This window comes from Blautia hydrogenotrophica DSM 10507 (genome assembly GCF_034356035.1).
Classification (GTDB): domain Bacteria; phylum Bacillota; class Clostridia; order Lachnospirales; family Lachnospiraceae; genus Blautia_A; species Blautia_A hydrogenotrophica.
The window spans coordinates 305,769-322,692 of the sequence record NZ_CP136423.1; the positions used below are offsets into that span (position 1 = coordinate 305,769).

A 16,924-nucleotide genomic window follows, 5' to 3' on the forward strand; every position below is an offset into this window, starting at 1 on the left:
ACCCTCCACAGAAAAGAAAAAGCCCTGTCAAGAGCCTTGCCACCATTGGTGGTGCTTTGCACTCTTTACTGGGCTTTTTGTTTGCTGTATCTTCTACAAAGAGGAAAAAAGTTATTCGTCCTCATCATCAAAATGGTTATTTTTCAATACTTCCCGTAATAATTCCATATCTTCTTTTGAATTGGGGTTTATCATTTTTACGACTTGATAAGGTGTCCTATATTTATGTCCCTCTATGCTTTCCCCGAACATATCCATGCTGTATAAATCATCATAGCGGTCTAACAGTTTTTGAAACTTCAAATGCTGGATAAATTCTTTGATTGGATAAAGGTCGGACGCTACAATACTTTTCCCGTTGATGTAGTCGGTAATATATTCCCGTAACTTTTCCAACTCATATTCCAGCCATTCTTCCTCGCTGTCAAAGAAGTTGTCATAATGTCCATGTTTTAGTTCTGCATTTAATCGTTCTTCAATTCTTAAAAACTGGCAGACTTCCTTTTCGGATTGATTAACATACTTCCATTCTCCCGATAATAATTCATTGGGCATTACACCCAGCACGTCCATTATCTTTTCTAATGTATCAAAGGTAGGAAAATTCACACCTCGTTCAATCTTGGAAAGGCTCTGCATATTGATACCGATTTTATCCGCAAGTTCCTGTTGTTTCATTCCTCTGTGTTTTCTTATGGTCTGTATGTTCTCTCCTAAGAAACTGATTTTCTTTTCATAATGCTCCATAACTTAGTATAACCGCTCCTTTCGTTGCTTTTCTTGGTATTTATAAGCATATCATACTTAATCTACATCTAAAAGTCAACAAAAACTTCTTGACAAGTAATTCTAATGGCGTTATTATCGTATCAGATAGAGTGATTAAGCACGATAGGGTCAATCACACGCTTGAGTAAGCATAGAGAAGATACATTTTCACTTTGATAGCATGAATAAGCATGGACTATCAGACCGAAAATAGTGGTTTCCAAAAGGGGCTGGCTGGACGGGGCACGTCCCCCAGACGTGTTCGGACAGACAGTTCCTTTTGGAAAAGGAACGCCTAAAGGCGTTCGCAGAGGGCGTATATGTAACACCGCCCTGCGCATACATGTCATAGTACCTAGAAACTGTGATAAATAAAGGAAAAAACACGATTTTTACCCCGCAAAAAAACGGGAAGTACGAAAGGAGTAATGCACTATAACTACACACAAAAATTTATCCGTTAAGATTGATTACATCAGTATTGTATTCGATACTGCAACCGCCGAAGATGTCATCATGCACATTTTAGGTTTACCGACTGATATTTTCAATGTCTATCCGGCAAGCATTAAATTCAAGACTTATCAAGCACGCTGGCAGATTGGAGATATTTATGTATCGGGGGACGCAAGAAAGACAGAGGACAACCCACAAGGGCTAGGCTGTTATCTTGTTATGACTGGCAGAGGTTGTGATGATATTTTCCGTATTCTTGATAGTAGGAATTATACCTTTGGAGATATGTTCAAACATTGTGAGCGAAGATATGGACTGGATAACTTCCATTTCACTAGACTGGATATTGCCATTGATGATAAGAACGAAAAGCCATTTTTTACCATAGAGCAGATAAAGAAGAAATGCGAAAAAGAGGAATTTATCTCGAATAGTGAGGGCTACCACTTTGACGAAAGCAAGTTTGATGATTTCGACACCGCAAAGACCGTTTATATCGGTGCTGGGAAATCGGGATTGTCCTACCGCTTTTATGACAAGGATAAGGAAGTCTGTTCAAAACATAATAAGACACTTGATGAAGTCGGCAGTTGGAAACGGACAGAAATGCAACTGCGTGATGATAAGGCTCATGCTTTTGCCATGACATTCAAGGACAGACCGCTGGAACTGGGAGAACTGGCTTTCGGGCTATTGGCAAACAACCTACGCTTTGTCGTACCAAACAGAAACGAAAGTAATAAGAGCAGGTGGAAAACTTGTCGGTTTTGGGAACGCTTTTTAGGGGCTGTGGAAGTCTTAAAACTGCAAGTACCAAAACAGCAAAATTCCCTTGAAGAAACACAGCAATGGCTCACAGAGGGTGGCGTGATTTCCGCTGTCAAAAGTTTTTACTTCTTGGAAGAACATGACGCATTGGGTGGACTGGAAAAAGTGGGAACTATGCTTGATAAGGCAAGATACAGTAATTCCCTTTCCAGTAAACTAACCGCACATTTACAGATGATAAACCGCACCGACCTTATCCCTTATATCCAATATGACACGAAACATGGGAAAGGGGGTATCTGATGAATAACAACGATATTCCCGTATGGGAAAAATACACCCTTACCATTGAAGAAGCGTCAAAATATTTCCGTATCGGAGAAAACAAGTTAAGACGATTGGCAGAGGAAAACAAGGACGCTGGCTGGCTCATTATGAATGGCAACCGCATACAGATTAAACGCCGACAGTTTGAACAGGTTATTGATAAATTGAACGCAATCTAATGCAAATGAGCCTTGTATGTGTTATGATGAACACAAGTCATATCAAGGCTCTTTCCAACAAGGAAAGGAGCAGACACCATGAAAGAAAAAAGACGGGATAGCAAAGGACGTATCCTGCATACTGGAGAGAGCCAACGAACAGACGGAAAATACTTATATAAATATGTGGACGCATTTGGAAACACAAAATATGTGTATGCTTGGAGATTGACACCCACAGACCCGACACCAAAGGGAAAACGGGAAAAACCCTCACTTCGTGAACTGGAACAGCAGATAAGACGGGATATTGAGGACGGTATCGATAGCACAGGCAAGAAAATGACGCTTTGCCAACTCTACGCCAAACAGAACGCACAAAGGGCAAACGTGAAGAAAAGCACACAGAAACAACGGGAACAACTCATGCGGTTATTGAAAGAGGACAAGTTAGGTGCTAGGAGTATTGATACGATAAAACCCTCTGACGCTAAAGAATGGGCGTTACGCATGAAAGACAAAGGCTTTTCCTATAACACCATTAACAACCATAAACGCTCGTTAAAAGCGTCATTCTATATCGCCATACAAGACGATTATGTAAGGAAAAATCCTTTTGATTTCAAGTTAAGTGAAGTCTTAGAAAATGATACAAAAGAGAAAGTCGCATTGACAGAGGAACAAGAACAAGCCCTACTGTCATTCATCAAGACGGACAATGTGTATCATAAGTATTTTGATGATGTGCTGATACTGTTAAAGACTGGACTTCGTATCTCGGAACTGTGCGGATTGACAATCATGGACGTTGATTTTAACCATGAGGTTGTGATTATCGACCACCAGTTACTAAAGAGCAAGGAACAAGGCTATTATATTGAAACGCCTAAAACAAAGAGCGGAACAAGGCAAGTACCGTTGAGTGAGGAAACAATCAAAGCATTTCAACGATTGATGAAGAAACGCCCAAAGGCAGAACCATTTGTGATAGACGGACGGGGCAACTTCCTATTTGTCAATCAGAAAGGCAAGCCCAAAGTTGCCATTGATTACAACGCCTTATTTGTCCGTATGGTAAAGAAATACAACAAGCACCATAAGGATAACCCCTTGCCACATATCACACCGCACACGCTACGCCATACGTTCTGTACAAGACTGGCAAGCAAGAACATGAACCCGAAAGATTTACAGTATATCATGGGGCATTCAAATATCAGTATCACAATGAACTGGTACGCTCATGCGTCCATAGATACCGCAAAATCAGAGGTTCAGCGTCTAATTGCATAGAAGTATTTACCACGATTTTAACCACGTTTGATAGCGAAAATATAAGAAGATAGACCTAGATATGTGAGGTTTACCACAAAAGCAAAATGCCCGTAGAGCCGATAAAATAAGGCTTTGCGGACATTTAAGAAGATATAAAAAGATAGTCAAAAAGACATATATAATTTATTCTGAACTATTTACTCCCACTCACATTGGAAAGGTGCAGTTAAAGAACCGCACTTCGATGGCACCTATGGGACCGGTGGGATATGCAGATGCATTTGGAGGGTTTCACCAGAGACTTCAGGATTATTATGTGCAGCGTGCACGGCACGGTGTAGGGTTGATTATCACAGGAATTTGCAGCGTGGACACCACGATTGAGGGATTGCCCACAGTGGGGCTGCCATGTCCCACGACGATGCCGATCGCGTTTATACACAGCTGCTATCAGATGAACGAGAGGATTCACGCTTACGGCGCGAAATGCTTTCTTCAGCTTACAGGAGGTCTAGGAAGAAGCGCTCTGCCAGGCTTTATTTCCAAGAACATTGCACCGTCAGAGCAGACGAACCGTTTTGACCCGCGGACAGTTCATCGTGAGATGACAAAAGAAGAGATCATGAAACTGATTGAAGGATTTGTAAAATCAGCAGTGATCGCGAAGAGAGCTGGCTTTGACGGAGTGGAAGTTCATGCAGTTCACGAGGGATATCTGCTGGACCAGTTCGCGATTGAATTGTTCAATCACCGCACAGATGAATTTGGTGGAAGTTTGGAAAACCGTCTGAGAGTCTCCACAATGATTGTGCAGGGAATTAAGAAAGCTTGTGGGCCAGATTTTCCTGTCAGTCTTCGCTATAGTTTGAAAAGCTGTATGAAGGCTCTGAGACAAGGGGGGCTGCCAGGAGAGGAATACGAGGAGGCCGGAAAGGATATCGCTGAGGGTATTGAGGCGGCAAAGATTCTAGTAGCGGCAGGCTATGACGCACTAAATGTGGATGCGGGCACTTATGACTCCTGGTATTGGAATCATCCGCCAATGTATTTTGAAGACGGTCCTTACATGGAATTTGGACGAATTTTGAAAAAAGAAGTGGATGTGCCGATTATTCTGGCTGGAAAACTGGATGATCCGAAGCTGGCAGTACAGGCTTTGGAGGACTGTTGCGATATCGTGAGCTATGGCCGTGCTTTGCTGTGTGATCCTGAGTATGTGGAAAAAGTCAGAACTGGACGGCTGGATGAGATACGTCCATGTCTGGGATGTCATGAGGGATGTCTAGGCCGAATTGCCAATGGCCCTGTGAGTTGTGCAGTGAATCCAGCCTGCGGTCGGGAAAGCATTTATGGAATTATCCCGGCGTTGAAGAAAAAGAAGGTTTTGATTGCAGGCGGAGGTGTCGCAGGTATGGAGGCAGCTCGGACAGCGGCGATTGTAGGACATTCTGTAGTAGTGTGTGAGAAATCGGACGCCTTGGGTGGAAATCTGATTCCAGGTGGAGTGCCTCACTTTAAGAGAAACGATCACAAGCTGATAGATTGGTATAAACGTCAGCTGGAATTGCTGGGAGTTGAAGTGAGATACAATACTGCCGTGACACCGGAATATGCCAAGAGCTTTGGGGCAGACGTGATAATCACGGCGACTGGTTCCCATGCGAGAAAGATGGAATTCCCAGGAGTAAAGAAGGCGGTGAGCGCAGAAGATGTGCTTATGGGACGAGAGACAGCAGGTGATCACGTGGTAATTGTCGGCGGCGGACTCGTAGGCTGCGAGACCGGCTTATGGCTGGCGACTCAGGGAAAACAAGTTTCGATAGTGGAGATTATGCCGGAGCTGCTGGGCGGCCATGGAAAGATTCCTCATATGAATGAGTTTATGCTGATGGATTTGCTGAAGTTTCATAAGATTGACGTTCACACGAGCGCGTCCGTGGTGGATACGGCAGAGAGTACAGTGACGGTGAAAAAGGGTGATGAGGCTCAGCAGCTGAAAGCGGATACGCTCATTGCAGCAGTGGGATATCTGTCAGAGAATGGTTTGTATGAGGCCTTGAAGGACTTAGACATTCCTGTCTACAATATAGGAGATTCCAGTCAAGTGCACAATATCATGTATGCGATTTGGAATGCTTATGAATTAGCTCGTGAACTTTAAGATGAGAGCAATTAAAAAATCATAGATATGCAGAAATTTGCCGGCAGCAGCTCTCTTTCGTATATTTTAGCAACTAAAGCGTGCACAAAATCAGTGTGCGCTTTGAGGATACTCGGGTATACAAAAGAAGTTGTTGCCGGCAATTCTACTCTGTTCTAAAAGAACTGTTGTAATATCTGTTAAAGTACGACAAAAAGAAAAGGTTTTTATCTTTCTGGGAAATAGAGCAGTTCCAGATAGGATTTGCGAGTCATATTGTCACGTGGCACCTGTAGCAAATCCAACAAGGACAGCAGCTTTTGGACGGCAGAATCTCTTTGGACTTCGGATTCTGCAAGTATTTCCAGCTCCAAATAGTTTCCCAGTCCTTCTACACAGTCTAGGCATAGTGTGATCTGGCCGGAACAAAGTTCCGTTCGAGTTTTGTCCACGGAGTACATTGGCTGATATCCGAGTGCTTCCAACAGTTTGCGCATAGTGAAGAGTTCACCTACAGAAGTTTCAAATTCGGTTCTAGTACTAGAGACTTTATCCTGTTTGGGACCTTTGTAAGTGATGAAAACCTGGGCAGGCCCTCCATTGGAGAGATCTTGGCAGCTTCGCAGTCGCAGAGCTTCATCGGTGTCCCGGAAATCTCGCTCGTTGCCATTAAAATACATATCAATTTCTCGAAGCCTTTTTTTGACTTGAAATCCTATCTTCTCAGCAGAATCCCGGATTTGATCTGTAGAAAGATTTACCAGGGATGCTTTTAGCTCTACTTCTAACATATTTTTTCCTCCTCGCAGTTAATATGCTGACATGTATAATATATTCTAACATAGATTTGGAAGGTTTGGAATAGACATCAGTGTGGCTAATTGCCTAGTTCACAGCAGGAGGAAATTTTGATACAATATGAATGCGTCAAACATCAATCTATCTGTTCGGGAGTTGAGACAGGAGGATTTCATGAGAGAGAGGAAGAAAAAATTCTCGATTAACATAGCGATGATTGTACTCAACGTTGTTGTGTTTTTGATTGTGGATTTATCTGGAAATAGTGGAAATACTGAGCATATGCTTAGATGTGGTGCTGCCAATGCTGCTCTGATTGTGGAGGCAAAGGAGTACTACCGCTTATTTACATCCATGTTTTTGCACTTTGGAATGGCACATCTGGCAAATAACATGCTGGTTTTGTATGTGATTGGAGACAATCTGGAACGTGCGGTGGGAAAAGTCAAATATCTATTGATCTATCTATTCAGCGGTCTGGGAGGGAATATCCTATCCTGTTATCTGGAATACCAGGAAGGGGCGTTGAGTGTCTCAGCGGGAGCGTCTGGTGCTATATTTGGTGTGATGGGAGCAATGCTGTATGTACTTTTAGCTAATCATGGGCGTCTGGAAGATTTGACTGCCAGGCAGATAGTAATTATGGCTGGATTTTCCCTATATTTTGGGTTTACCAGTTCTGGGGTGGACAATGCGGCGCATGTGGGCGGACTCATCTGCGGCTTTCTCGTGGCAATGCTTCTGTATCACAGAAAAAGAAATATAGTTATGAAGTCATGGGCAGAGTAATGGTAAACTTAGTTCCCTTGCCAGGTGATGACTCCACGGTTATCGTGCCGTTATGAGCTTCTATGATCTGTTTGGTTATAGTCAGACCGAGACCAGTGCCTCCTTTTTTATGGGTGACAAAAGGCTGGAATAAAGTGGAAAGGTCTTCAGGAGGAATACCACAGCCGTTGTCTTCAATCTGAAGAATGAGTAAACTGTCTTTGGAAAATGCATAAAAATGAATGATTCCATGCATAGGTGAGGCTTCATAGGCATTACGCAACAGGTTTAAAAGCGCCTGTCGAAATTTAGTAGGGTCAATAAGTAAAGGAGTTTCAGGTAGGTTTAGTTCTGTGACAAGATGGATAAAGAGATAGTCTAAAGTCGGCTGGAGTGACCGAAACGTAGCTGTCAAAAACTCCTTCATATGTGTAGGCTGTAAATGTAATCTCGTGGCGTTATTGAACTCTGAGACGTCATTGAGCAGCCCTTTGAGATAGTCCATACTGTCCATGATATCGTCCCACTCATCGAACTGTGTGATTTCTGGATGACGAATAGCCATTAAGTCTAGCGTACTTTGTATAAGTGCGACGGGATTACGGATTTCATGGGAGATTTTTGAGATTAACAGCTGAGTTTCGCTTTTTAGTTGTTCTAATTGTTCATTATTGGGCATATTTTGTATCACCTCCTAAGCAAGTTTACCATTGTAAAATGAAAATATCAATGAATATCGTCTTGCAAATTTCATCAAAATGCGACAAAATATAGTTAACAATAAAAATATCAGACATAGGAGGTATAAGGAATGTCGGAATGTATTTTTTGTAGGATTGCGAACGGTGAAATACCATCGGCAACTCTGTATGAGGACGATGATTTTAGGGTTATCCTGGATTTAGGACCAGCGAGCAAGGGACATGCATTGATTCTTCCTAAATCTCATGCGGCCAATATATATGAGTTGCCGGATGAATTGGCGGGGAAAGCGATGGTGTTGGCGAAGAAAATGGCAGGCAGAATGACGGAAGCTTTAGAGTGCGATGGATTTAACATCGTACAGAATAATGGGGAGGTAGCGGGTCAGACAGTTTTCCATTTTCACATGCATTTGATTCCACGCTATGAAGGAGACCAAGTAAATGTGACATGGAAACCAGGGACTTTAACAGACGAAGTAAGGGACGAAATTATTGGAAAGTTAAAGTGAGTTTTATAAAGGGGTTTTATACAAAAGATGAAGATAGAAAGATTTGATGAGATTTATTTAAGGTATTACAGGTTATCACTGAAAGTTGCGTATTCAGTGGTCCATGATGTTGAGTTGGCACAAGACATATGTCAAGAAGTGTTTATAACAATGTTCTTCAAACTGGATGAAATTGATGAAGAGTTTGCGAAAGCTTGGATTTTGTCTTACAGTAGGAGAATCGCAGTAGATTTCTGCAGAAAGTCATATCATAAACATGAAGTAATTTCAGGATTAGATGCAAATGAAAACGGAAGTGGAATCTGGACGGGAGATCCTGAAGACTTGGTTGTGAGAAAAGAACTGTGCAGAAAGAAGCTCCGGGTATTTTACAGTTTGAAACAGAGAAATGAAGTTTGGTACGAACTGATTCGCAGAGTAAGTGTGAACGAAGAAAATCCAGTGTCAGTGGCGAGTGATTATGGAATCAGTGTTGCGTACTTGCGCACGCAGATTTCTCGTGCAAGACACTGGATGGCAGAAGAACTAAGGCGCCAGGGAAATGACTGATAAATTTATTCAGACATAGTTTTTGAAGAGTCTGTTAGTTCTTCTAAGATGTTAGTGATTCGGGTGATGGAATCCGTCTTTGTGCTGGCTTTCATCGCCTGAATATAAGAATCACGATTGGCATACAGTTCTTTTATGGAATTGTAAAGGGTCTTTTCGGTGATTTCTTCTTCTTCCAAGACCATACTGTAGCCTTGGCGTTCAAAGGAACGTGCGTTGAGTATCTGATCGCCGCGGCTCGCTTTGGCAGACAGAGGAATCAACAGATTTGGCTTGTTCAGAGCATTAATCTCGCAGATGGCGTTGGCTCCGGCCCTGGATATCACCACGTCAGAGAGTGCAAATAAGTCGGCCAGTTCTTTTCGAATATATTCGTATTGACGGTAGCCTTCCAAATCCAGGAGGGATTCATCCAGTTTTCCACGGCCGCACAGATGAATAATCTGAAAATCTTTTAGGAGTTCTGGAAGAATTTTACGTATGTTCTCGTTGACGGAGGCAGCTCCCTGGCTTCCTCCGATAATCATCAGAATAGGTTTATCCTCGTGTAAACCGGTGAAATCCATAGCGGCCTGACGGTCTCCGCTTAGGAGTTCTTGACGAATTGGAGTTCCAGTCAGCACAGCTTTATCAGCGGGAAGCTGACTTACGGTTTCAGGGAAATTGCAGCAGATCTTTGCGGCGGAGGGGATGCAGAGTCTGTTAGCCAGGCCAGGAGTCATATCTGATTCGTGTATGACAGCAGGAATCTTTAATTTTTTAGCAGCGATTACTACTGGTACAGTGACGAATCCTCCTTTGGAGAAGACGACGTCGGGTTTTAGCTGCTTTAAGAGTTTTCTGGCCTGGGTATACCCCTTCAGCACTTTGAATGGATCTGAGAAATTTTTTATGTCAAAATAACGCCTGAGCTTACCGGAAGAAATTCCGTAATAAGGGATATTGAAATCCTCGATCAGCTTCTTTTCGATGCCTTCATAGGAACCGATATAAGAGATCTGATAGCCCAGTTCCTTCAGGCGGGGAAGCAGGGCGATGTTTGGTGTAACATGTCCGGCTGTACCACCGCCGGTAAGTACAATATGTTTCATATGAATCCTCCTAAGATGATTGGTATGGATAAGAGTCAGGAGTAATTTTCCCAGCCTCTATTCATAATATGAACCTCAGTGGGGAAATTGTCAAGGTAAGATAGGAGAACAGGCTTTTATATGAGTGAAAAATTCAGCAAGAAGGAACAGCAAAAAGAAAAGCTTCTACCGGACTACCTGGAAGAGGCAAAAAAAATTGAAGAAGAGTTGGATTCAATGGAAGATCCCTGGGCTGATGACGATGAGATAGAGGAAAAAATGCGTCTGAGAATCTACCAGGGAATTTTAGAAGAGCAGGAGAAGAGAAGGAAGAAAGTCTCCTGGGTACATAGAGCGGGGAAATATGTGGCGATGGTAGCGATTACAGTGATCGCTATTTTTAGTGTGAGTATGACCAGTCAAGCTAATAGACAGAGATTTCTTAGAAGTGTTAGCTATATGATTGGGAAAGATGAAGTAATTGAAATCAGTAATACAGATAATTTAGACGAAGACGGTATGGAAGAAGAACAAGCAATGGCTGAGATTGAAGAGAAATTGGGATGTAATTGTCCTGTATTTATGTATAAACCTAAAGAGTTTTCATTTTCGGGATATACAATATATCAAAAAGCAGGCATGGCTTTAGTAGATTTTAATTATAATGAAGAGGTTTTGCTTCTTTACATTTCTAAAGGTGAAGATGAATTTGTTAGTAATATTTTTCATCAGGGTGAAATTAAAGAACGATTTAATATTAATGTAGACCAGATACAGATAGAAGTGACTAAAAGAGAGGATGAAGGAGATAAAAATCCTGCTTTTGTAGGTCATTGGATTTATAATAATTGTTATTATGATATAAGTGGGAAGATGGAAAAAGAGGAATTTTTAAAACTTTTAAAAAATATTCGTTTTTAATGATATTTTTTTAGAGTTTATACGTATTCTTATTGGAAGGTAAGAAAAGTATAATAAGGAAGGAGGTTATCTTTAATGAAACGAAAGATTCTAATGAAGTTTAGTGTCATTAGTCTCGTTGCTTTATGTATGGTTGGATCGTTTTCTTTATGTTTGGTAAATGCAAGCAGTTTACAAAATGATTCTTCAAATGTTAGAGAAGATATAACTGATGAAGAAACTACTGAAAATAGTTCTACTGACACAAACAGACCTAAAACGAGATCTAATCATTTGAATTTTGGAACTGTGAGAATCACAAAAGTCGCAAACAATCAATGTAATTTGGTGGGTGTTGTTCAGGCTTATCATAATTGTGATATGTTATATTTAGACTTATATTTAGAGCAAAAGAGTAATGGAGAATATAGCACTTATAAAACGTGGAAGTTTACTTCAGCTAATGCTGCTCTTTTGACAAAAGAAATTAATGTACTTGTTCCTAAAAATCATTATTATAGATTAGTGGGTTACCATGCAGCAAAAGAAGGTGGCATAAAAGAGTCAACAACAACTCAGACCAAGGGTGTCTGGATTGGTGATTGATTCAGAAGAAATTTAATATTGAAAAATAACGCTACTGAATTTGAAAAGTAGGACAACTGAATACCGGAACATGGACAAGTGTTGTAATAAATAAATTTCTTACTCTTCCGTTTACAAACGAGAGAAATGTTCGGAAAGAAAAGAGAACGGAAAGGCCCGTAGAAGGCTGTTTTCTTACATCACGTATTGACATGGACCTATCTGAACGATCTCGGATAGGTTCTTTTGGTTTTATCAGAGAGAGGTTGAGAAATTGAAAAAATGAGAGCAAGATATTTTAGAATGCGTTTTGGCAATAACGGAAAAGGAATTTATCACACACTCGCGTACAGAGATGAGTTTGAAAAAGCGAGTGTACATTTAGCCTACATAGGTGAGGGTGGTCAGGAGGGACTTGCCATACGGTATCCAATGGATGTTCTGGTGGTAGCTGATCTGGAAGATGAGACACTCAGGCAGGTAGAAGAGCTGCTGGAAAAACATGAAGTCAGACAGATGTACCTGCCGGCTGGGACGGAAAGTCTGGTCATATCAAAGCAGCTTGCTGCAAAGGCAGGGAAACTGCAATTTCTGAGAGAAGGAGAGTCCCATGAATGGAGAACCGGACTGTGGGAGTTTCACATCAGGAACCTGGGAAATAGCTTAAGTCTGTATCATGGTTATACTGGGACAAAAGCGTTGGGAGAAGACTGTGCATTTGCGGGAAAAATTTATGACCCAGAAGATCATTGTTCTCCCTGCCTGATAGAAGAGAAAGACTTCTGTGGTTTTGGCTGTTTGCATCGGCGGGATTTTCAAACGTTAAAGGCTCATCTTGACAAGAAATTCGAAGGTTATCGCACAGGAACGCTTTTGCTGGGAAAAGGCGTTTTTGATGGAAATGTGAAAGAACTGCTTGATAATATGAATGGATTTAAAGAACGCATTCGAATAATTCAACTCCCGGCACATATACAATGCTGGGAAAAAGAACTGCTCAATCTGGCTCCTGAAAAGGAGATTCAATATTATGTGGGACACTCAGCATATTCCTCTGAGGTTCCAGGCGATATTGCCTCTCACAGTGGGTATTGCCACTTTGTACCTGTGGACTTGGAGAGTGGTTTATGTCTGTCCGGTTATTTTATACCGTTTCTTACGAAAAAAGATTGTTAATTTCCCTCTGAATTGTGTATAATAAAAGGAGAAAACTAGGAAGACTTGGCTGCAATTTGAGAAGGAAGGGATAATTGGATGAAAATAACATTTATCGGCGCCACCCATGAAGTGACAGGGAGCTGTTACTATTTGGAAGCAGCGGGGAAAAAGTTTTTGGTGGACTGTGGTATGGAGCAGGGGCCAGATTATTATGAGAATGTGGAGATTCCGGTAAATCTTGGAGAGGTAGATTTTCTGTTGCTGACCCATGCTCATATAGACCATTCTGGAAATATACCGGCGATTTACGCAAAAGGTTTTCAAGGACCTGTCTATGCCACGGAGGCGACCTGCGATCTGTGTGACATTATGCTCCGAGACAGTGCCCATATACAAATGTTTGAGGCAGAATGGAGAAACCGTAAGGGACGCCGAAGCGGAAAACCAGAATTTGTACCGGCCTATACTATGGAAGACGCTATGGGAGTTCTGAAAAATTTTGTAGGCTGTGAGTATGGTAAGATCATCCATCTCTCCGAGGGAATCAGAGTCCGATTTATCGACGCAGGACATTTGATGGGGTCAGCCAGTATCGAGATTTGGCTAAAAGAGGACGGGAAAGAAGAGAAAATTGTATTTTCAGGAGACATTGGAAATACAGAACAACCATTGATTAAAGACCCTACTTATCTGGAAGAAGCAGACTATGTGGTAATGGAATCTACCTATGGAGACCGAAATCACGGGGAACGTCCAGACTATGTGAAGTCATTGGCAGAGATTATTCAGAGGACCTTTGATCGGGGCGGCAATGTGGTGATTCCATCCTTTGCAGTGGGAAGAACCCAGGAGATGCTTTATTTTATCCGGCAGATCAAGGAAGACCGCTTAGTCCAGGGACATGAGAATTTTCCAGTCTATGTGGATAGTCCTTTGGCAAATGAGGCTACGACCATATTTGCAGAGCATTATCTGGATTGTTATGACGAGGAAGCCACAGAATTGATTCAAAGAGGAATCAATCCGATTGGATTTTCTGGTCTTAAAGTATCTATAACCAGTGACGATTCAAAAGGGATTAATTTCGATGAGAGCTGTAAAGTTATCATCTCAGCCAGTGGAATGTGTGACGCAGGAAGAATCAAGCATCACTTAAAGCATAATTTGTGGAACCCTAAGTCTACAATTTTGTTTGTGGGCTATCAGGCAGTGGGAACCCTAGGAAGAGCGCTCGTGGAAGGCGCTTCTGAGGTGAAACTATTCGGAGAGGAGATTCAGGTGAACGCTCAGATTTGTGTGTTGCCAGGCATTAGCGGACATGCGGACAACGAAGGTTTGATGAAATGGGCGTCATCGTTCCGGCAAAAACCTAAGAAAGTCTTTGTGACACATGGGGAAGATAAGGTGACAGAATTGTTTGCCCAAAGGCTGCGAGAAGAGCTAGGATATGACACTATGGCTCCGTTTAGTGGAACAGTTTATGATTTGGCCAATAATGTCTGCGAGTACCAGGCGGCTGGAATTCAGAAGAAGAAAGAGCAGGCCCATCAAGGCGGTTCGTCAGTATTTCAGAGATTGCTGGGACTTGGACAACGGTTGCTCACAGTTATACGCAGGAACGAAGGTGTGGCGAACAAAGATCTGGAGAAATTTGCTCGGGAAGTACAGTCTCTGTGTGATAAGTGGGATCGATAAGACAGTAAGATATGACATATTTATATTTACAGGATTTCACAGATCGCTGTGCAGTTGGGAAACCATAAGATAAATCTGAAAGGATTTAGATAGAGTATTCTCAACTGTACAGCGGCTTTTTATGTTATGGAAAAGACCTTGTCACACTAATGCGAGTTCTTTCCTATAACATAAACGCTCCGCTGTGGATGCGCCGCAATGAGAAATTTCACCGCGAAGCGGTATTGCGGCGGCGCACAAAATGAGCTGCGCCACTCAAAGATTGAGGGGATGAGAGAGCTGAAGGGGGCTTTCTATTTTGTTTTTTATAGAAAGACCTTGTCACGCTGATGCGTGAAATTTACTTAATTCTGCTCAGTGGCGGCTTTCAGAGCGTTTGCCAGCTGATCTGGGCAGGATGTACCGCGGAAACCACAATGGATGCCTTCTAATCTTTTGATTACTTCTTGAACCTCCATTCCATCCACCAGTCTGGCGACTCCTTTTGTATTACCGTCACAGCCTCCCACGAAGTTGACGTTGAAGACTTTACCGTCTTTGATTTCGAACTTGATTTTTTGGGAACAGACGCCCTTTGTCTTGTATTCCATATCTAACCTCCTGATAAATGATGCAGGTTTACTAGGACCTGACATGTTTCAATATATTCTCATCATATGAGAGATTTATATCATAGACAGTATAGCAGAGAGCAAGGAAAATAGGTAGAGAAAATGTGGAAAAACTTTTCTGAGAGAGAGAGTTTTGGTATAATTAAAGAAGCAAATCGGGAGGGAAAATATTTTTGCCGGTTTCGGACAGATTATGAAAAGAGAGGAAGATAGATATGGATTGTATAGGAATCATCGGGGCGATGGAAGAAGAAGTTGCCGCTTTAAAAGAAAAGATGGAACAGGTGGAAGTGACAAAGAAAGCATCGATGGAGTTTTACAGAGGTGTTTTGGAAGGAAAAAAAGCTGTGGTCGTGCGCTCAGGAATTGGCAAGGTTAACGCTGCGGTTTGCACACAGATTCTGATCGATGATTTCCATGTTGAGGGAGTTATCAACACTGGAATTGCCGGATCTTTGAAAAATGAGATCAATATTGGAGACATTGTGCTCTCTACAGATGTGGTCCATCACGATGTGGATGCTAAGGACTTTGGCTATGAGAGAGGGCAAGTTCCACGTATGGAGGTGTTTTCTTTTCCAGCAAATGAGAGGATGCTTTCTCTGGGAGAAAAAGTGTGCCGGGAAGTCAATCCTGAGATACAGGTTTTCCGGGGGCGTGTGACTAGTGGAGATCAGTTTATATCAGACAAAAAGGTCAAAGATCAAATTACGGAGACTTTTCAGGGGTATTGTGTGGAGATGGAGGGAGCAGCGATTGCACAGACCGCATGGCTGAACAAAGTTCCATTTTTAATCGCCAGAGCGATTTCAGATAAGGCAGATGACAGTGCGACGGTGGATTATCCTGTATTCGAGAGACAAGCAATTGATCATTGTGTCAAATTGACACAGAATATGATGAAATATCTGTAAAGCAGCGGTTTTTTGAATAATTTGACGAACGATTTTTATTTCCTTGAAGGGGTATATGAGCTATAATGAGTCTAACCTAAACTTTCTCCGATAGAAAATCCTTGAAGGGAGTTTGGAGGGAGCTTTAATACCAAAGGAGGATGTTATGTTACACAAGCTCATGGACTTGCACGTATTTTTCTACGGCATGGTAGCGTCGGGGGTTGTGGGCGCCCTGGAAATGTTCATCGTTCACCTTACTTACAGAAGAAGACTGAAAAATACCAGCCACTTATCTAACCTGAAAGAGAAGTGGCTGAATTTATGGAAAAGCAGAGATCATCTCTCTCGGCGGATGAATCTCTGGGTGTGGTATCCTTCTCTATTCTGTGTCTTTTTCATGGGGGCCCAAGTGCTCTTAGCGTCTAAGTTGTCCATAGAGGAGGGAGTTTCTTTGCTCTACTTCTATATGGGAGTGGGAATTCCGATGTGCCTGTTGCTGTTGAGGCAGGTCCTGGATTTTTCTTATAAGGAGGAGCTGCTTGTGGATTCGTTGGCGGACTACATTGACCAAGGACGCACCAAACTGGAACAGAGTCCTGTCACAGTGACGAATACTGTAATGCAGGACGAAATGGTTGATCAGATCGCCAGGAGTATTCGAGAGACAGCTGCAGCCGGAAGCCGTTTCAGTAAACTTTTGACGCCTGAGGAGGAAGAATTGATGCGGGAAGTGATACGGGAATTCATGGAACAGTAAGAAGGTTTGCTCTTATCAGGGGCATGGCTGAG

General features: G+C 42.2%; 18 protein-coding genes. 13 read left to right on the forward strand and 5 right to left on the reverse strand.

Features of this window, described 5'->3' with window-relative positions:
• Positions 1-111: 111 nt before the first annotated feature.
• Entirely contained in the window at positions 112-747 is a 636-nt protein-coding gene (locus tag BLHYD_RS01505) for a helix-turn-helix domain-containing protein (RefSeq protein WP_005946876.1), read from the reverse strand.
• A 537-nt stretch (positions 748-1,284) separates the two neighbouring features.
• Between BLHYD_RS01505 and BLHYD_RS01510 the strand changes: the two genes are divergently transcribed.
• The 4 genes from BLHYD_RS01510 to BLHYD_RS01525 all read left to right on the forward strand — a co-directional run bounded on the left by BLHYD_RS01510 (position 1,285) and on the right by BLHYD_RS01525 (position 5,913).
• Positions 1,285-2,295: a replication initiation factor domain-containing protein gene (locus tag BLHYD_RS01510; protein WP_005946880.1), complete on the forward strand. Its 1,011-nt coding sequence runs from the start codon at positions 1,285-1,287 to the stop codon at positions 2,293-2,295.
• Positions 2,295-2,498 (forward strand): excisionase, encoded by a 204-nt coding sequence (locus BLHYD_RS01515; RefSeq protein ID WP_005946882.1) that lies wholly within the window; start codon positions 2,295-2,297, stop codon positions 2,496-2,498. Before BLHYD_RS01510 ends, BLHYD_RS01515 begins: the two co-directional genes overlap by 1 nt.
• 78 nt (positions 2,499-2,576) lie before the next feature.
• Positions 2,577-3,770: a site-specific integrase gene (locus BLHYD_RS01520; protein WP_005946884.1), complete on the forward strand. Its 1,194-nt coding sequence runs from the start codon at positions 2,577-2,579 to the stop codon at positions 3,768-3,770.
• Between the two features lie 226 nt (positions 3,771-3,996).
• Positions 3,997-5,913 (forward strand): oxidoreductase, encoded by a 1,917-nt coding sequence (locus BLHYD_RS01525; protein WP_005946885.1) that lies wholly within the window; start codon positions 3,997-3,999, stop codon positions 5,911-5,913.
• A 206-nt stretch (positions 5,914-6,119) separates the two neighbouring features.
• Here BLHYD_RS01525 and cyaB read toward each other — a convergent pair whose 3' ends face one another.
• Positions 6,120-6,683, reverse strand: a complete 564-nt coding sequence (cyaB, locus tag BLHYD_RS01530; protein ID WP_005946887.1) for a class IV adenylate cyclase — start codon at positions 6,681-6,683, stop codon at positions 6,120-6,122.
• A gap of 181 nt (positions 6,684-6,864) precedes the next feature.
• On the opposite strand from cyaB, the gene BLHYD_RS01535 reads away from it, so the two are divergent.
• Positions 6,865-7,479: a rhomboid family intramembrane serine protease gene (locus tag BLHYD_RS01535; RefSeq protein WP_040350425.1), complete on the forward strand. Its 615-nt coding sequence runs from the start codon at positions 6,865-6,867 to the stop codon at positions 7,477-7,479.
• Here BLHYD_RS01535 and BLHYD_RS01540 read toward each other — a convergent pair.
• Positions 7,457-8,137 carry a sensor histidine kinase gene (locus BLHYD_RS01540; RefSeq protein ID WP_005946891.1) on the reverse strand — a complete coding sequence of 227 codons (681 nt, stop codon included), beginning with the start codon at positions 8,135-8,137 and terminating at the stop codon, positions 7,457-7,459. The genes BLHYD_RS01535 and BLHYD_RS01540 overlap by 23 nt on opposite strands.
• A gap of 132 nt (positions 8,138-8,269) precedes the next feature.
• Between BLHYD_RS01540 and BLHYD_RS01545 the strand changes: the two genes are divergently transcribed.
• The gene (locus BLHYD_RS01545) at positions 8,270-8,671 is read left to right on the forward strand and encodes an HIT family protein (RefSeq protein ID WP_005946893.1); all 402 of its coding nucleotides are present in this window, start codon (positions 8,270-8,272) and stop codon (positions 8,669-8,671) included.
• 27 nt (positions 8,672-8,698) lie between these two features.
• Positions 8,699-9,220, forward strand: coding sequence for an RNA polymerase sigma factor (locus tag BLHYD_RS01550; RefSeq protein ID WP_005946894.1), 522 nt, complete (start codon positions 8,699-8,701; stop codon positions 9,218-9,220).
• Positions 9,221-9,225: 5 nt separating this feature from the next.
• Here the strand turns inward: BLHYD_RS01550 and BLHYD_RS01555 are convergent, their stop codons facing one another.
• A complete protein-coding gene (locus BLHYD_RS01555; protein WP_005946896.1) occupies positions 9,226-10,311 on the reverse strand; it encodes an undecaprenyldiphospho-muramoylpentapeptide beta-N-acetylglucosaminyltransferase in 1,086 nt (361 codons plus the stop codon).
• Between the two features lie 120 nt (positions 10,312-10,431).
• Here BLHYD_RS01555 and BLHYD_RS01560 point away from each other — a divergent pair, with 120 nt between their 5' ends.
• The 4 genes from BLHYD_RS01560 (at position 10,432) to BLHYD_RS01575 (ending at position 14,628) form a co-directional block, all read left to right on the forward strand.
• Entirely contained in the window at positions 10,432-11,211 is a 780-nt protein-coding gene (locus tag BLHYD_RS01560) for a DUF4367 domain-containing protein (RefSeq protein WP_005946897.1), read from the forward strand.
• Between the two features lie 75 nt (positions 11,212-11,286).
• Positions 11,287-11,796 (forward strand): DUF6147 family protein, encoded by a 510-nt coding sequence (locus tag BLHYD_RS01565; protein ID WP_005946899.1) that lies wholly within the window; start codon positions 11,287-11,289, stop codon positions 11,794-11,796.
• Between the two features lie 261 nt (positions 11,797-12,057).
• Complete coding sequence (locus BLHYD_RS01570; RefSeq protein WP_148391204.1) at positions 12,058-12,951, forward strand: hypothetical protein; 894 nt, start codon at positions 12,058-12,060, stop codon at positions 12,949-12,951.
• Between the two features lie 78 nt (positions 12,952-13,029).
• Positions 13,030-14,628 (forward strand): MBL fold metallo-hydrolase RNA specificity domain-containing protein, encoded by a 1,599-nt coding sequence (locus tag BLHYD_RS01575; RefSeq protein WP_005946902.1) that lies wholly within the window; start codon positions 13,030-13,032, stop codon positions 14,626-14,628.
• A 344-nt stretch (positions 14,629-14,972) separates the two neighbouring features.
• Here BLHYD_RS01575 and BLHYD_RS01580 read toward each other — a convergent pair whose 3' ends face one another.
• The gene (locus tag BLHYD_RS01580; protein WP_021845660.1) at positions 14,973-15,218 is read right to left on the reverse strand and encodes a TIGR03905 family TSCPD domain-containing protein; all 246 of its coding nucleotides are present in this window, start codon (positions 15,216-15,218) and stop codon (positions 14,973-14,975) included.
• A 236-nt stretch (positions 15,219-15,454) separates the two neighbouring features.
• On the opposite strand from BLHYD_RS01580, the gene BLHYD_RS01585 reads away from it, so the two are divergent.
• Positions 15,455-16,153, forward strand: coding sequence for a 5'-methylthioadenosine/adenosylhomocysteine nucleosidase (locus BLHYD_RS01585; RefSeq protein ID WP_005946908.1), 699 nt, complete (start codon positions 15,455-15,457; stop codon positions 16,151-16,153).
• Positions 16,154-16,298: 145 nt separating this feature from the next.
• Complete coding sequence (locus tag BLHYD_RS01590) at positions 16,299-16,892, forward strand: hypothetical protein (RefSeq protein ID WP_021845661.1); 594 nt, start codon at positions 16,299-16,301, stop codon at positions 16,890-16,892.
• Positions 16,893-16,924: the final 32 nt, after the last annotated feature.

Coding starts and splice junctions, on each gene's coding strand:
- BLHYD_RS01505 (WP_005946876.1), bottom strand. CDS start 747: ATGGAGCATTATGAAAAGAAAATCAGTTTCTTAGGAGAGAACATACAG.
- BLHYD_RS01510 (WP_005946880.1), top strand. CDS start 1,285: ATGCACATTTTAGGTTTACCGACTGATATTTTCAATGTCTATCCGGCA.
- BLHYD_RS01515 (WP_005946882.1), top strand. CDS start 2,295: ATGAATAACAACGATATTCCCGTATGGGAAAAATACACCCTTACCATT.
- BLHYD_RS01520 (WP_005946884.1), top strand. CDS start 2,577: ATGAAAGAAAAAAGACGGGATAGCAAAGGACGTATCCTGCATACTGGA.
- BLHYD_RS01525 (WP_005946885.1), top strand. CDS start 3,997: ATGGCACCTATGGGACCGGTGGGATATGCAGATGCATTTGGAGGGTTT.
- cyaB (WP_005946887.1), bottom strand. CDS start 6,683: ATGTTAGAAGTAGAGCTAAAAGCATCCCTGGTAAATCTTTCTACAGAT.
- BLHYD_RS01535 (WP_040350425.1), top strand. CDS start 6,865: ATGAGAGAGAGGAAGAAAAAATTCTCGATTAACATAGCGATGATTGTA.
- BLHYD_RS01540 (WP_005946891.1), bottom strand. CDS start 8,137: ATGCCCAATAATGAACAATTAGAACAACTAAAAAGCGAAACTCAGCTG.
- BLHYD_RS01545 (WP_005946893.1), top strand. CDS start 8,270: ATGTCGGAATGTATTTTTTGTAGGATTGCGAACGGTGAAATACCATCG.
- BLHYD_RS01550 (WP_005946894.1), top strand. CDS start 8,699: ATGAAGATAGAAAGATTTGATGAGATTTATTTAAGGTATTACAGGTTA.
- BLHYD_RS01555 (WP_005946896.1), bottom strand. CDS start 10,311: ATGAAACATATTGTACTTACCGGCGGTGGTACAGCCGGACATGTTACA.
- BLHYD_RS01560 (WP_005946897.1), top strand. CDS start 10,432: ATGAGTGAAAAATTCAGCAAGAAGGAACAGCAAAAAGAAAAGCTTCTA.
- BLHYD_RS01565 (WP_005946899.1), top strand. CDS start 11,287: ATGAAACGAAAGATTCTAATGAAGTTTAGTGTCATTAGTCTCGTTGCT.
- BLHYD_RS01570 (WP_148391204.1), top strand. CDS start 12,058: ATGAGAGCAAGATATTTTAGAATGCGTTTTGGCAATAACGGAAAAGGA.
- BLHYD_RS01575 (WP_005946902.1), top strand. CDS start 13,030: ATGAAAATAACATTTATCGGCGCCACCCATGAAGTGACAGGGAGCTGT.
- BLHYD_RS01580 (WP_021845660.1), bottom strand. CDS start 15,218: ATGGAATACAAGACAAAGGGCGTCTGTTCCCAAAAAATCAAGTTCGAA.
- BLHYD_RS01585 (WP_005946908.1), top strand. CDS start 15,455: ATGGATTGTATAGGAATCATCGGGGCGATGGAAGAAGAAGTTGCCGCT.
- BLHYD_RS01590 (WP_021845661.1), top strand. CDS start 16,299: ATGTTACACAAGCTCATGGACTTGCACGTATTTTTCTACGGCATGGTA.